12 protein-coding genes are annotated in these 15,057 nt (G+C 64.1%); 4 read left to right on the top strand and 8 right to left on the bottom strand.

What is annotated here, in order from left to right:
- Positions 1-64: 64 nt before the first annotated feature.
- The 6 genes from JFC13_RS04395 to JFC13_RS04375 are packed head-to-tail and all read right to left on the bottom strand — an operon-like array spanning position 65 to position 8,249.
- Positions 65-1,228 carry an MFS transporter gene (locus JFC13_RS04395; protein ID WP_198395886.1) on the bottom strand — a complete coding sequence of 388 codons (1,164 nt, stop codon included), beginning with the start codon at positions 1,226-1,228 and terminating at the stop codon, positions 65-67.
- The gene (locus tag JFC13_RS04390) at positions 1,225-2,340 is read right to left on the bottom strand and encodes a Wadjet anti-phage system protein JetD domain-containing protein (RefSeq protein ID WP_232488186.1); all 1,116 of its coding nucleotides are present in this window, start codon (positions 2,338-2,340) and stop codon (positions 1,225-1,227) included. The genes JFC13_RS04395 and JFC13_RS04390 overlap by 4 nt, the downstream gene beginning before the upstream one ends.
- A 9-nt stretch (positions 2,341-2,349) precedes the next feature.
- Entirely contained in the window at positions 2,350-2,556 is a 207-nt protein-coding gene (locus JFC13_RS19265) for a hypothetical protein (RefSeq protein WP_232488185.1), read from the bottom strand.
- Positions 2,557-2,590: 34 nt separating this feature from the next.
- On the bottom strand, positions 2,591-6,058 hold the full coding sequence (locus tag JFC13_RS04385) for an ATP-binding protein (protein ID WP_232488184.1): 3,468 nt from the start codon (positions 6,056-6,058) through the stop codon (positions 2,591-2,593).
- Complete coding sequence (locus JFC13_RS04380; protein ID WP_198395885.1) at positions 6,055-6,789, bottom strand: DUF4194 domain-containing protein; 735 nt, start codon at positions 6,787-6,789, stop codon at positions 6,055-6,057. The genes JFC13_RS04385 and JFC13_RS04380 overlap by 4 nt, the downstream gene beginning before the upstream one ends.
- Entirely contained in the window at positions 6,786-8,249 is a 1,464-nt protein-coding gene (locus JFC13_RS04375) for a DUF3375 domain-containing protein (protein WP_198395884.1), read from the bottom strand. The genes JFC13_RS04380 and JFC13_RS04375 overlap by 4 nt, the downstream gene beginning before the upstream one ends.
- A 246-nt stretch (positions 8,250-8,495) precedes the next feature.
- Between JFC13_RS04375 and JFC13_RS04370 the strand changes: the two genes are divergently transcribed.
- On the top strand, positions 8,496-9,557 hold the full coding sequence (locus JFC13_RS04370) for a phosphatase PAP2 family protein (RefSeq protein WP_232488183.1): 1,062 nt from the start codon (positions 8,496-8,498) through the stop codon (positions 9,555-9,557).
- Positions 9,558-9,582: 25 nt separating this feature from the next.
- Here JFC13_RS04370 and JFC13_RS04365 read toward each other — a convergent pair whose 3' ends face one another.
- A complete protein-coding gene (locus tag JFC13_RS04365; protein ID WP_198395883.1) occupies positions 9,583-10,575 on the bottom strand; it encodes an Lrp/AsnC family transcriptional regulator in 993 nt (330 codons plus the stop codon).
- A gap of 138 nt (positions 10,576-10,713) precedes the next feature.
- Here JFC13_RS04365 and JFC13_RS04360 point away from each other — a divergent pair, with 138 nt between their 5' ends.
- Positions 10,714-12,174 carry an MFS transporter gene (locus tag JFC13_RS04360; RefSeq protein ID WP_198395882.1) on the top strand — a complete coding sequence of 487 codons (1,461 nt, stop codon included), beginning with the start codon at positions 10,714-10,716 and terminating at the stop codon, positions 12,172-12,174.
- Positions 12,171-13,340, top strand: a complete 1,170-nt coding sequence (locus JFC13_RS04355) for an amidohydrolase (RefSeq protein ID WP_198395881.1) — start codon at positions 12,171-12,173, stop codon at positions 13,338-13,340. Before JFC13_RS04360 ends, JFC13_RS04355 begins: the two co-directional genes overlap by 4 nt.
- A gap of 16 nt (positions 13,341-13,356) precedes the next feature.
- On the opposite strand, the gene JFC13_RS04350 is transcribed toward JFC13_RS04355, so the two are convergent.
- Positions 13,357-13,785, bottom strand: a complete 429-nt coding sequence (locus JFC13_RS04350) for an MmcQ/YjbR family DNA-binding protein (RefSeq protein WP_198395880.1) — start codon at positions 13,783-13,785, stop codon at positions 13,357-13,359.
- 83 nt (positions 13,786-13,868) lie between these two features.
- Here JFC13_RS04350 and JFC13_RS04345 point away from each other — a divergent pair, with 83 nt between their 5' ends.
- Complete coding sequence (locus JFC13_RS04345) at positions 13,869-14,861, top strand: asparaginase domain-containing protein (protein WP_198395879.1); 993 nt, start codon at positions 13,869-13,871, stop codon at positions 14,859-14,861.
- Positions 14,862-15,057 lie beyond the last annotated feature (196 nt).

The following is a 15,057-nucleotide window of genomic DNA, read 5'->3' as shown; positions in this document are numbered from 1 at the left end:
CACTCGTGCAACGCATCTTTCAGATGCTGTTCCACAGTCCGTGCCGGTGCCGAAAACGCGTCCCTCACGTCCGCGCCGACAGCATCGTCGCACCAGTCAGGAGCGCGGCCATGACGATCGCCATCATCGGATAGCCGCCGACGACTCCGGCGAGGGCCGGACCTGCCACCGGTGCCAGAGCGGTGCCGGCGGTGATGGGAGCGACGAAGACGCCGTTGATCGCCCCGAAGTTTGCGGTCCCCCACCGGTCGGCCACGGCAGTCGCCTGCAGCAGCGTGATGCATCCCCGGACACCACCGGCGATCATCGCAATGCCGATGAGCAGCCAGATCGGTCCGGCCACGAAGGCGAGCAGCCACAGTCCGATAGCTCCAGCGCCGAGCAGCAGCACGGTTCGCGCCCGTGAGCTCGTGCGTCGTTCAAACGCCGGATAGAAGAACCGTCCGGAAACCTGTCCAAATCCGACGAGTCCCAGAGCGATCGCGGCGAGCGAGTACCCGGCTCCACGCTCGATGATGAGGGGAATGATGTTGATCGTGACGGCGAAGAGGGTGAAGGTCGCCAGCGCGACGGCGATCTGGAGGATGACGAACGTCGGAGAGCGGGTGATGCTGCGGATCTCCGCGCGCGACGGCACCGTCGAATTCCGCGACATCTCATCGGTCCACCCGCGGTTGAGGAAGAACCAGTGCATCGGCAGAGCTGTCACGGCCAGGACGCCGGCAAGGATGACATAGGCCGGTCGCCAGCCCCACGAGTCGATGAGCCAGGCGATGATCGGGGCGAACACCGTCGAGGCGAGACCGCCAACGAGAGTGATCGTTGTCAGTGGCTTGGTTCGCTCGGCTCCGTACCAGCGGGTGACGACAGCGAAGGCCGGCGGATAGAGGGTGGCGGCCTGGGCGAATCCAGCCAGCACCCACGCGAGGAAGAAGACGAAGAGATTCGGTGCCGCTGCCACGAGCAGCAGCGCGACGATTCCGATGAGCGTGCCGACGCTCATGAGCGTTCTGGGCCCGTGCGCGTCGAGCAGCTTTCCGACGCGGACGCCGGCAAGCGCGGAGACGATGAGCCCGAAGGTCAGTGCGGCAGTCACAGTGGTGTGGCTCCAGCCCATATCGGCAGAGATCGGAGTCACCGCCACTGGCAGCGAGTAATAGAGCAGACCCCAGCTGGCCAATTCGGCAATGCAGAGGGCGACCAGCCCTCCGCGAGGCCGGTCGGTCATCCCTGTACCCCTCGCGGGGCATCGAGTTCACTCGCCGAGGTTGTCGGCTCCCCTGGCGAGGCCGAAGACTTATTCGACGCGTCTGCAGACTCCCCCGCCGAGGCGGCCTTTGCTTTCAGTGCGGCGAGCGCGGTGGCCCACGGGATGCGCTCCTGCTCGAGTCGAACGTCGCCCTCGGCACGCAGGCGGTTCAGCGCCCGCGCTTCCGTCCCAGTCAGCTCCGGGAACACTCCTGTGTGGGGTTTCGGCTCCTGGACCCACAGGTCCTTGTGGTCGGTGAGAGTGGCCTCGTCCATGAGCGTCGAGTCCACGTGCGGCAGGTGTTTGCGCAGCCGAGAGAGGATCGCGAACCCATGCGAGTCAAGGTCACCCCAGTAGATGACTCGCGCTCCGTGCACCCAGGCCAGACGGGCAACGTTGTCCACCGCGTAACCCGATCCGTGCACAGCCACAGCATCGGCCCAATCGGGCATCGCGAGCACCGATTCGAGATTCTCGAAGACGAAGACGAGCCGCGGCGCGATCGCCAGATCGCTGAGCTGAGTTACTGGCGCGCTGATGTCCCTGAGTCCTGACGGTGTGAGTTCCGGGTCGAGGCTGCGCATCCGAATCCGAGGTTCAGCGTCGAGAACGTCGACCGCATCGGGTCTCCCAGTTGCCTCCAGCAGTGCCGTGACCAGGGAGCGGTGTGTTTCGAACCATTTTGAGTCGACCCCGCGGATCGGCAATTGTCGGGGCCGCAGGGTTCCCACGGGGTGATGGCGCAACCAGGCGACGACGTCAAGGAGCGTGTCGAACTCGGTGTGTTCAAGTCCGAGGATCCGTTTCGCATGAGCTTTGATCGCCGAGGCGGCACTGTGCTGATCGTCGAATCGTGACCTGATCGTCGCGGTCCGATCCCGCAGCCGACGCCACTGGCTGGCCTCGTCGCCACCGACGAAGTCTGCCACAGCATCCGGTGTACGCAACCGCAGACGCAGTGGGATCCGTTGGCGCCCGACCCGCACCCAGGAGCGTTCGGCCCAGTCGATGACCGGACTGCTGAGGTTCTCCAACCTCGAGTCACTGACACCGGGTGCAGCGATCTTCCGCCAGCTTGCAGCCCATTCCATTGCGGCCTGCTAATCTTCGAGCACGTGCTTCTCCGTGGGCGGATGCAGAGCAATCTCGACAGTTGCGAAGGTAGGAACGCTGACGTCGAGGCCAGCCTCTGCGCCGTCGTCTGGACTCACACAGTTCGAGGCCGTCTGGGTGGCCCAGGTCGACATCGACGAGCGCAGGCGGGTACGCGCTTTCGCCCGCGCCTCGGCGACGGTGAGCATGGTCATCGTCGCCTCCCCCGGTCAGCTCTCATCGTCGGGTTCACCTCTCATCGTCGGGTTCACCTGCGCCTACCTCATCGCCGGCAGCCGCCTCGTCAGCGACGGCAGCCGCCTCGTCCGCCTGGGCTTCACCGCCCGGCTCTTCGCTGTTCTCGGTCTCCCAGACCATGGTCGCTGCGAGGGTCTTCTGTCGACTCGGGTTCTCGATCGAGGTCGCCGCACCGACATAGGGTTCGATGGTCTGCAGCAGCTTCTGTGGGGTGGCCAGGACCATGTGGAATCCGAACTCGATGAAGATGTTGAGCGCCATGCGCGTGTACCTGGTGTCGGCCTTGTCGAACGCCTCATCCAGGATGATCGTGCCGTACTTCGAGATCGCCTCGTCCGGATCGGCCAACTGGTAGCGCAGTGCTGCTGCAAGGCAGAAGATTACGAGCTTCTGCTGCTGACCGCCGGACATCGCCGCACCGGAATCGTAGGTGGCGTGGGCGCGACCGTGGTCGTCGATCTCCTCGGCCAGGAAGCTCACGTGCAGTCGAGTGTCGAGGCATTGGTTCTTCCACACCTTGTCAACGTGCTCGCTTGAGGAGAATCGACGCATCACCTCGGCGAGGGTGTCGTACTTGTCCTCCGCGGTCGCCATGTCCTCTTCGCCCCAGGTGCCTCCGGCGACCTTGCGGAGATCGGAGATGAAGGCGTTGACGGTCTCACTCCGGCGGGTCTTGACCTTCAACCGCAGGTATCGTCCCTCGTCGAACTGGGACCGCAGGAGGGAGGAGTTGATCGGTGCGACCCGGTCCTCGATCTCACGTGGCGCGGCGTGGATCTCGTTGAGGAGTTCGCCGATGAGATCGCGGGAGCGCTGTCGCAGCAGGTCCCGGAATCTGTTCTCGTGATCGGGCAGACCGTGGGCCAGGATTTCGTCGAGCATCCCCAGGTAGTCGTGTCGATCGGCGACGTCGGCAGTGAGATCGGAGGCGACCGAGGACCACGCGGCCTTGAACTCAGCGGCCAGCCTGGTCACGGCCTGACCGGCTTCGCTCGCCACGGCCTGTGCCCTGTCTTTCTCCGACTGCAGAGCTTGGGAGACCTGTTGGCCGATTTCGGGCAGAGATTCGCGCTTGATGCTGCGCTGGATCTTTGCAAACCGGGCCTCGAGCTGCTCGGCAAGCGTCGGATCCACCTCGGAGATGTGCCCGGCGCTGATGTCATCCTCGAGACGGCTGAGACCTGCCCGCAGATCGGTGATCTCTTCGTTCGCCCGACGCAGGGCATAGTCGCAGTCGCGGGTGGCAGCCTCGGCGGATTCCTTCGCCGCACGGGCTTCGCGTTCGGCTCCGATCGCCTGCTGCAGGTCACCGTCTGCGTCCTCGAGTTCGCGCAGCGCCTTCTCCAAGGTGGCGATCGTCTCCTTGGCTCCGGCCAGGTCGACGTCGCGCCAGGACTGTTCCCGGATTCCGGCGAGGATGCCCTTCCGTCGGTGGGCCTGTGCGGTCTCCGCGTTCGCGGTTTCTACGATGGCCTGTGCCTCGGCAAGTTCCGCCTGGGCTTCTTTCAGAGCGGTGATGAGGGCTTCGAGCTTGTTCTCCCGGTCACCGAGGACCCACTGGCTGCGATCGTCGATGCGCCGCCGGTCATCCTTCTCATAGCGGGTCCGGGAGGTCTTGACCTGGCCCTTCATAGTCACAGCACGGGGATGGTCATCGAGTTCGTCGGGGCGCTCGACACAGGCGACGTCGAAGCGTTCGGACAAGGTCGAATGCACCCAGTCCCCGAATCCGGTTTCGGCGACAGTAACCTTGTTGACCAGGGACTTCGTGCTGTTGACGGGTCGTGGTTTCGCGGCGTGCGTGGGGATCTCCTCAAATACGAGTCGTCCCTTGATCCGATGGGAGTCGACCCAGGACCGGACCGCGCCGAGGTTCTCGCTGCGCACGAGGACCGTGAGCGCCAGCGGGCGCAGCACGCGTTCGATCGCCCCGGTCCAGGCGGCCTGGTCGGGGTCGACTTCGATGAGTTCGGCGGCGAAGGGCAGTGCCTTCTCACTCAGTCCGGTGCCCTCGGCCAGTTCCTGTCGGATCTGGAGCAGGTTGCCCGGCACGGTCGAACCGGAACGACGCAGGGAATCGATCTCAGCTTCCAGTTCCCTGACCCTGCCTCGGGCCTTCGAGAAACGGTCGTGATCGGCATGGCTGGGTCCCGAGGCCTGTGTCTCGTCGTCGAGGGTGTACGCGATCTGGGCTTGGAGTTCGGCGAATTCAGTCGCCGAGGTGGGCACCGCTTCGATGTCTGCCTGCTTCAGCTGTCGCTCGAGGCTGGCCCACCGGTCGGCGATGGCGCGACGTTCGGTCTCGGCCGTGGCGATGCGCTGCTGCAGGTGTTCGGCCTCCGAACCGCCGAGGTCGAGGGTGGCACGGCGGGCGAGGTCGTATTCGTCGACCGCGGCGTCATAGTCCTTCTTGGCCCGATCGGCAGCGACTTCGATTTCGACGAGCCCCCGGCGCTGGGCTGAGAGATCTGAGCGCATGAGGTCGAGTTCGCGCCGCTTCTGGAACGGCAGCAGGGCATCGTTGAGGGCGATCGACTTCGCCGCGGACTCGTGGGCGGAGTCGTATCGGTTCGAGGCCTCGCGCAGCTGCAGGAGGTGGTCGCGTTGACGGCGCAGTTCGACCACATGGTCGTGGGCGTCCCTGAGGTCTCCGAACTGGTTGACCGCGGTCTCTGCCAGGTCGAAGGTGACCGGCGGTTCGAGCATGTGGTCGCGGAAGAGGCGGTCGAGACTGTCGAGGCTCTTTGCCGATTGGGTCTTGTGCAGCAGCTGCAGCGCCGATTCGCTGACCATACCGAAGACCTTGCGCATCCGGGCGTAGAACCTGGCGTGGGAACCGTTTGAGGTGATGAGCGCTTCAGGATGCTCGGTCTTGAGCTTCCGGGTCTCGAGACCGGACCGCGCATACTGCTGCAGGTCGGCGAGGTCGAGGCCTCCCCGTTCGAGGATGCAGACATCGGACAGGTCGGTCATCTTCGTGCCCGAGCCCTTGATGAAGAAGAGCCTGGCCAGCGAAAGCGGACGGTCCGTCCCATTGTCGTAGCGGAGGATGATGCCGCTCCATGTGGCACGCGGACGCAGGTATTTGCTCACGACACGGTCCTCATCGGAATCCGCAGTGCGGGTCCACGCACCGCGGACATAGCTGACGAGACTGCGCTGATCGACCCGACTGCCCGCGGTCTGGGCTGCGACGTTGAAGCGCAGCCACTTGTCCGGAGTGAGCACGGCGGCGATGCCGTCGAGCAGTGAGGACTTGCCCGAACCCGAAGGCCCGGTGATCAGGTGACCCTTGTGGGAGACAGGGATGCGGTGGATGTCCGAGTCGAAGGTGCCCCAGTTCGCGATCTGGATCTCGGACAGCCTCCACTGGCTGCCGACGTCGGGACGATCGGTGCCGCGGGCGCGGGCCTGGTCAGCGATGAGTGCGGCATCGAGCGGGAAGAGCGCCTCGGTCATGCTTCGTCCTCCTCGGTGTCGTCGGGACCGAGTCCGGAATCAGGATCGGAGTCGTCGGGATCGTCGGCTTCATCGGAGCCGAGCCCCGCCTCAGCGATGGAGCCCTTGGCCTCTCCCGAAGCGATGCGTTCGTAGACGTCGATGAGCTCACGCACCTGGTCCTCGTCGATGAGGAACTTCACCATCGGCGAGATTTCGAAGCGGTCCTCGCCTGCTTTGTGGAGGACGCGCAGACGGTTGCTCATCCGGCTCCAGGCACCGTTGAGATTGCGTTGGAACGTCGATTCGTCGCCTGTGCGATAGATCGCGAGGCGTTCGTAGACCTCTTCCCGATCGACGATCACACGCCGCTCGCCGGGTGCAGCCAGCAGCAGTTGGCGCAGGACGAGGAGCATGGCCGTATCGAGGAAGGTCAGCCGTTCGCTGCGCACCGCTGCAGGCACGTCGATCTCCTCGGTGACCACCTTGCGGGTGAAGGCGAATTCGTCGATCTTGTCGATGACGAGTTCGAGGAACAGGTCGTGCAGCCGTGATCGCACAATGGACTCGTCGGCGACCAGAGCCGACCACAGCTGCGGACTCTGTGCACCGGAGACATAGGGGCCCTTGAGCAGTTCGAGCAGCACCCTGCGAGTGCGCTCTCCCAAGGTCCCTGTGTCCTGAAACCACAGCCCGGCCTGATTCTGGGCGGACTCTTCAGCCTCGGTAGGTGTGTCTGCGGAATCGTTCATAGTGTGATGCCTTCGGTGAAGTAATGGCGGCGGATCGTGGCGCTGCGCCCAATTCCGTCGACCCCGGCCCATTCGAGTCGGTCTCGCGCTTCGGAATCGACGTGTCCGTAGGTGCTGGCCAGGGACAGGAGCCCGACGACGCTTGCCAGGCCCTGTGAGGCCGGGAACTGGTCGAGCACCTCGGCGACGGAGATCTGCTCGGCTCCATGGATGGCCCGATTGACGTTGTCGGACAGTTCGGAGAAGTCGATCTCGGATTCCCGGGCGACGGCGATGAGTTCAGCGAAGTCGACCTCAGTCTCGGTCGCCTCGCCCAGTTCGGCACCGGCATCGAACTCGCTGGGGTCGTGGAGGACGACCTCCCCGACGCTGGCCAATGCAACGCTCGAAAGCTCGAGATCCACGCCGAGGCTGTCGTAGGGTTTGCGGACCTGTGAGACCGGGGCTGCCGCGGCCAAGGCATCCTGGATCAGGGTGCGCATGACGCGGTCGCGTTGGAATTCGTGGGAGTGGACGTAGCGGCGCAGACCGCGGGCGAATTCGGACAGGATGCCGGAGACTTCGCGTGAGCCGTCCTTCATCTGCCGCATGAGGGTGCGCAGTGAGCGCCGGGTCTCGGCCGTCAGCGTGGCCGAGAAGTCACGGTCGAGGATCGCTGCGATATCTTCGTCGAAGGCCGAGGCCTGCTCGGGATCGCGGACGAGCTGGGAGAAGGCGGAGAAGGTTCTGCCCTCATCAGAGGATTCGATGAGGTCGACTCCGCGGAAGACCTCGTCGAGTACCTGGGACTGTGAGTCCTCGGCGGCGAGGATCGAGATCCGCAGTTCCTGATTGAGCTCTTCGAAGCGGGCGCGGACACGTGCGAAGTCGGCGGGAAGACCCTGCGCCTGTTGGAGGATGTCGCCGACGCGCTCATTCGCCCGGCGCCGGTCGAGGACGATCGAACGGGGGTCTCCTCGGCGGACGCGGGCGATCTCAGCATCAATGCGGTCTCGTTCGGCGCGCAGGGATTCCAACCGACGGGAGCTGTCCGGGTCGGTGTCGATGGCCAGCTGCCGCACCGATTGCGCGAGGCTGACCAGTCGTGATTCGGTCGCCGTCTGCGGTGGAGTCCGCAGCTGTTCGAGCATTCGGATGGCGTCGAACCCCGCCGCGGAGAGTTCGTAGGTCTCGCCCCTCGCCGAGGTGGCCGGTCGGCGGACGAGGATCTCCGCCCGACGCCAATCGTCGCAGTAGGCCTTGGCTGTCCGCGTGGACAGCTCGAAGTGGTCGCGCAGCTCCTCGAGGTCCGAGTCGATGGACTCGTGCAGGTCTTCGGTGGAGATTCGGGTGCCGGGCTTGCCCAAGTGAGTGCCCAGTGTCGCTGCCATCACCGGGAGATGGTCGGCCCGCAGCATGCGCAAGGTGGCATTCGCATCGAGCAGTCGCCGGTAGGCGAGCGCGGAGCTGAGGGCGGACATATCACCTATTCTCTGCACCGGTGGGGCCCGTTGCCAATTTCGGGTGCAGTTCGGGTGCACGGACCACGGGGATCGAGGCGCGCATACCTCTCGCATCGTGCACGGCTCGCCTTCGGACGGCGCACAGGTCGTATTCGGAGGGCGCACAAGTAGTCGATTATTGGGCCAATATTCATGCTTTGTTCAGCTCGTGACACGGGCCACTGGATTCGGCATAACGATACCGAATTGTTATACCGTGTGTCGATGACTCGGATACGACGATGGCCCTATACCTTCGCCATGCTGCTCTCTATTGTGATCGCAATGGTTGCCCTGGCTTCTTCGATCTACCTCGGTCGGCCGCTCAGGGACCCGGACGGCTTCCTCGGACCCGCCTATATCCGGATGCCGTTGCTGGCGCTGCTGTTCTTCGGCGTGGGCATCGTCGTGGATGCGGTGAGGACGAGCGGCTGGAAGCATCTGCCCAACGGGATGCTCGAAGTCGTGAGAAACGAGTGGAGTCTCCGTCGTATTCTGTGCATCACCGCGGGCATGATGAGTTTCTACATCTGCTATCTCAGTTACCGAAATCTCAAGAGTGACCTTCCGACCTACCGGGAGGGAGTTCTCTACGACCAAGAGCTGTCGCATTCCGATCTGTGGTTCGGCGGGGGAATCAACCCCGCTGTATTCCTGCACGATCTGTTCGGCACCGGGTTCATGGCCGAGGTGTTCTCCGTCGTCTATCTCGCCTATCTCCCGCTTATCCCCATCAGCCTCGGAGCGGTTCTCATCCTCAGTCGCAACCTCGCCATCGGTGCCTGGTATGCCACGACGCTGTGTCTCAACTGGGTGCTGGGTACGGTCAGCTACTACATCATGCCTGCTCTTGGGCCTGCATTTGCCCGGCCTGAACTCTATCGCGGCCTGGCCGATACCGGGGTCACCGAGTTGCAGCAGTCACTGATCACCACTCGTCTTGATGTTCTTGCCGACCCGGTCGGCAGCGGACAGATTCAGGGCGTGGCCGCGTTCGCCTCATTGCACGTCTCCGTGACCTTCGCAGCGGCCCTATTTATGATGCGCACTCAGCAGAGGCCTCTGCTACGGGCGCTGGTATGGATATTCTTCGGGGCCACGGTCATCGCCACACTCTACTTCGGCTGGCACTACATCCTCGATGACATCGCCGGCATGGTGATCGGCTGGGCCGCCGTCACTCTGGGTGCTTGGGTCACCGGGAACCGGAGAAAGAGACCTCAGCAGAGCGCAGAACCGGGCTCCGTCGAGCATCGTGAGGAAACGGCACTCGTCGAAGCCGCCTGAGGGATGCGGGGCGCTTCGGGAACGGCTACCACCAGCTGACTGGAACAGTGGTCTCTCTTCTGCCGTCGGCACCGAGGACCTGACCCATCCTCTTATAGGCACGCAGCGCCGCGTTGCGTGCGACGACTGTCGCACGTGGGGCGATGCGAAGCACCTGCGCTTCGTGGTCTTGAACCTGACCGTAGTCGTGCACCCACAGGGTGGCCGTGAAGTTCGCCGCGGCCAGCACCCGAGAGGACACACGGCACATACGATCGGCTGCGACCGCGGCTCCGACTTCGTCGATCGAGTCGACCGGAATTGCCCATTCGATGATGACCTCCTGCAGCCCCGACCGCTCCGTCGTCGAGGTGTCACAGCGGAACGTCATGAATCCCGTGTCGAGGAGGCTGCTGATGCGCCGTTTGGCAGTCTGCGCCGAAACACCGGCGACGTCCGCTATGGTCTGCCACCCTGCCCGCCCATCGACAGCGAGCGCGCCGAGCAGCCTGGAGTCGACTTCATCGGGGATGCGCACCCGGGAGATTCTCGCGGCGTCGGGTTCGAGCGCCTTCCGCGCAGACACTTCGAGAGCACCTGAGCGCCACTGGCTGCCTAATCGGTACATTTTGGTGATCGGATCAATTCTGCGGCGGACCACGCCTGGCAACCGAGGGAAGACTTCGGTCAGCAGCCGCATCGACTCATCAGTTGAAGAGACGAAGCAGTCAACGAGAAACTGGTTCTCCCCCGACATCAGCAGCACCGAGGCGAAGCTCGGTTCCGCGCACAGACGGTCAGCCAATCGGTCCTGCTCACCGACATCTGCCTCAATGCTGAGAAATGCCGACCAGCCGATTTCGTGGTGCCTTGGACCAGGTGAGACCGTCACCCAAGCCTGCCCGGAGTCGACAAGTGCCTCCCAGCGTCTGGCCACGGTGGCCGGGGCCATCCCGAGGACGTCCGCGAGCGCCGCGAACTCGATCCTCGGCTGGACCTCGAGGACGTTGACGATCGCCAGATCGGTTTCGTTGAGCATAGCCAGCTCCCATACGGTGGATGATTCGATTGATTTGCAAGGTGGTTTTGGAAGACTCTGACTAATTCTCAGTCTACTTCGGTGCTGGCAGTAGTTTTGGTGATGGCAATCTGCATTCATCGTCGAAAGTACTCAGCCATGGTCTCCACTTCGCATCACGCCGCCTCGCCCGGCAACTCCGCCCCGCACCCGACAACCGCAGGCACCCGCAATGGCATCGTCGGAGTCCTGGCACTGATGGTCGTCATCGAATCACTCAGCGGGGTCGTTCAGGGCTACCTCAATCCGATTCTGCCTGCCCTCGGCCCCGTGTTCGACATTGATGCGCCCACGATCAACGGGATCTTCCTCATCTCCAACATCTCCTTCGCGGTCCTCACCCCACTCATCTCCCGCCTCGGCGACAGCTACGGCTATCGCCTCGTTCTCCGTTGGAGCACTGTGATGGTGGCGATCGGCGCTCTGCTCATGGCCTTCGTTCCGAGCCTGCCGACGGTCATCCTCGGCGTGGTCCTCATCACCGGCGTCGTCGGATTCATTCCGTTGATGATGGGCATCCTTCGCATTGCCCATCCCGAGTCGATCCGCACTGGGGTCAGCTACCTCATCGGCACGCTGATGATCATGATCGGTGTCGGCGGACTCATCGCCGGAATCCTCGGTGCTCTCAATCCACTGCACGGATTCTGGATCGGCGTTCCCTTCGCCCTAGCAGCCCTCATCTGCTCGTTCTTCCTCCCCGACGCGGGCACTCCTACCCGCGAACCATTGGCGCTGGCTCCCATGAGTGCCTGCCTCATCGGTCTCATCGCCTTCGTGGCGGGATTGTCGCAAGGATCGGACTTCGGGTGGACGAACTGGAAGACCATCGCACTGCTCATCGTGGGCGGTGGTCTACTCAGTCTCTGGGGACGGCTCGACTCTCGGTCGCCGGATTCGACTCATCGATTCATCGACCTGCGGCTGCTGAAGCGGCGCTCTCTGCGCAGCGTCTCGCTGGCCACCTTCTTCTTCGGATTCGCATCGATCAGCTATTTCGGTACCAACGGAATCTTCCTCAACTCCGAGGTCTCCACAGCCGGATACGGATTCGACTTCTCACCGATGCTCATCGCCGTCGTGCTTGCAGCCGCCTCGGTGCTCTCACTCCTGTCCTCGGTTGTCACGGCCCCGCTGATGACTCGCTGGTCGGAGCGAAATGCGCTCGTCCTCGCCGGAGGGCTTCTAGCAATCGGCTTCGCGGTGATGATGCTCGGCCACGACAGCATCGTCGCCTACATCCTCGGGTTCGGCCTATTCAACCTGGCACTGGGCATGTACCAATCGGCGACACGGTCGCTGTCGGTCGAGGGTGTTCCCGTCACCGAGACTGCGGGGGCCGCCGGACTCAACGAGCTGGCGCTGTCGGTCGGCATCGCCGTCGGCGCCGCGGTGATCAAGCTGATCTCCTCGGCAACGGTGACTGATTCGGGCACCATCTCCCCAACTGGCCTCACCCTGATCTGGTCGAGCCTGCTGGTCGCCGCACTCATAGCCGCGGTCGCCGGCTCCCGCTACCCCACAGCCAACAACCGCACCACCAAGGAGGTCGCACTATGAACTCCGACTTTGCCGGGTCAATTGCCCAAGAAGTCGATGGGCACCGCAGTCTGCTGCTCGACTACAGTCACGCACTGCATGCCGACCCCGAGGTCAGCGGCGACGAACATCGTGCCGCCGAGCGGACCCGCTCGATTCTCCGGCAGGAAGGGTTCACCTTCGACGACAATCAACCCAGCGCTCCGACGGCACTGAGCGCGACCTTCGGCAGCTCTGACTTCGTCGTCACCTTCTGCGTCGAATACGACGCGTTGCCTGACATCGGCCACGCCTGCGGCCACAACGTCAACGCCGCTGCTGCTCTTGGTGCCGCTCTGGCGCTGGCGCCCATGGCCGATGAACTCGACCTCACCGTTCACGTTCTCGGCACACCGTCAGAAGAGTCTCACGGCGGCAAGGTCGACCTCATCGAGGAGGGCTTCTTCGCACACACTCATGCCGCAGCCATGGTTCACGCCTCGGCACATGATTCCGCGGGCAACTCGTCACTGGCACTCAACGCATGGAAAGTCTCGTTCACTGGTATCGCCGCGCATGCCGCCAGCGCCCCGTCCGCTGGCATCAATGCTCTGGACGCGGTGCACATCGCCCAGACTGCGATCGCAATGGCTCGCCAACAGCTGCCGCCACGATCTGTGGTCTCGACCGTCATCACCCGCGGGGGCGAAGCCGTCAACATCATCCCCGATCGCACAGAAATCATGGTCGAGATGCGCTCACCACTGGCAGAACACCTCGATGTCATCAACGATCGGGTCGACAAATGCCTTCGTGCCGGAGCCCTGGCCACCGATTGCGGGATCTCGATCGAGGCGCAGGGCCACACCTTCGCCGATCTACGCCAAAACGACGATCTGGTGCAGGCCTACGTGAGCGCAATGGCCGATCGCGGCCGAGAGATCTCCACCGAGGCCGAGGCGGTCGCATCGACAGACATGGGCAATGTGTCCCACGTCGTTCCGAGCATCCACCCGCTGATCGGCTATGAGGTCAACGGTGCGGTCAACCACAACAGCGCATTCGCCGCCTACGGCACGAGTACCTCGGCGGACCTGGCGGTGCTCGACGGAGCATACGGATTGGCGCGGGCGATGGCCACTGCGGCCACGGACGAAGCGCTGCGAAGCCTCCTCGTCGAACGGCATCGGGAGCGCGGACTCAGTTGAGCGGCGTCAGCTGAACCTATTCGTCATCCCTCCCGCCGAAGGTTGTCGGGTCGACAGGGCGGGCCTTCTTCGGCAGCTTCGCCACAACGAGGCAGTAGGACTCGAGGACGAGATCATGGAGCAGATCAGCGTCGAGGATGTTTCCCGCCGCACCCTCGGGGCCCTCTCCTTCGGCCGTGCCAGCACCCGCCACGGTGATCCAGTGCTTCTTGCTCATGTGATATCCGGGAGTGATCTCCTCATAGGCGTCACGCAGCACCTCCCCGTCCAGCGGGTCGATCTTGAGATTCATGCTGGGCACACCGCGCAGATCGAAGTGCATCATGAACATCTTTCCGCGCACCTTGTACACGTCGTACTCCGGCCCGAACGGATGCTCGATCTCCACCGACGGATACTGGATCGCCTGGTCATGAGCGAGGGTGAGCACGGTGTCAGGATCCATGCCTGGAGATTAGCAAACGGCCATGACACCGAACCCGCTCACCAGCGTCGGACCTTCAGAGCAGTGCCGATAGAATCGTGCCCATGTCGCAGAATGCTCCCCGCCTCCTTGTCGCCGCCCTCGGCGGAACCATCGCATCGACCTCGAACCAGTCGGGAGGCGTGGCCCCGGCCCTGAGCGGAGCCGAGATCGCCGCAGCTGCCGGCCTCGACCAGATCTGGCCGGACCTGCAGGCTGACTTCACCCAGGTGTCACAGGTCTCAAGCGCCAATGTCACCCTCGATATGCTCTTCGAGGTCCGCGAACTGGCCCGCACGAGCGAGGCCGACGGCATCGTCCTCACACAGGGCACCGACACTCTCGAGGAGAGCGCCTTCGCCCTCTGGCTGCTCAACGACTCCGCTGCTCACATCGCAGCCACCGGAGCCATGCGCAACCCGACCCTGCCCGGCGCCGATGGACCGGCAAACGTGCGCGCCGCCGCGCTGACGGCGCTCTCTCCGCTGAGCAGTGGACTGCCCTCAAGTCTGGTCTTCAACGACGAGGTCCATGATCCGCGTTTCGTCCGCAAGTCCCACGTGACCTCGACCGCAGCATTTTCATCCGGCCCGGTCCTCGGCGCGATCGGGTGGATCAGCGAGGACACCGTCCGCCTCCCCCACGCGCCCGCCATCGCAGATGCTTCTCCGTTCGCAGGCCTGCCCCGTCCGGAGACGGTTGCGAAGGTCGCCCTCGCCGAGGTGGGGATGGGCGAACCCGAGGAGACACTGACCCAGCTCCTCGGCTCCGGTTTCTCCGGTGTCGTCATCGCTGGTGTCGGTGGCGGTCACGTCCCTGAACATCTGGTGCCAGCGGTGACCCGCCTCGGCGAAGAAATGCCCGTGATCTTGGCGTCACGGCCAGGCTCGGGCGCGAGCCTGACCGGCACCTACGGCTACCCCGGCGGCGAGATCGGGCTGCTCGAGTCTGGCCTCATCCCGGCCGGGATCCTCGACGCCCGCAAGGCCCGCATCGTCCTCACCCTGGCGCTGAGCCTGGGGCTCGACCCCGCCGAGGTGTTCGCGGCATTCGCGTGAGCGTGGGAGTCAGCCAGGAGCTCCTCCTCCGGCATTGATTCGACAGCACGACGCCTGAACATCCCTTTGTCACTCGCCGAGTACGGTTGGCCCACCCTGGAGTAGTCGATCAACCGTCCACCCGAATCCGTGGCCGAGGCCCATGCCCGCACCATCGATGCCGCCGAGGCGTTGGCCGGGGTAACGGCCGACACGG

The sequence above is a fragment of the Brevibacterium antiquum genome (assembly GCF_016107655.1).
GTDB classification, from domain to species: domain Bacteria; phylum Actinomycetota; class Actinomycetes; order Actinomycetales; family Brevibacteriaceae; genus Brevibacterium; species Brevibacterium antiquum.
The sequence above is the reverse complement of the archived record's forward strand: the minus strand, read 5'-3'. Positions and strand labels throughout refer to the sequence as shown.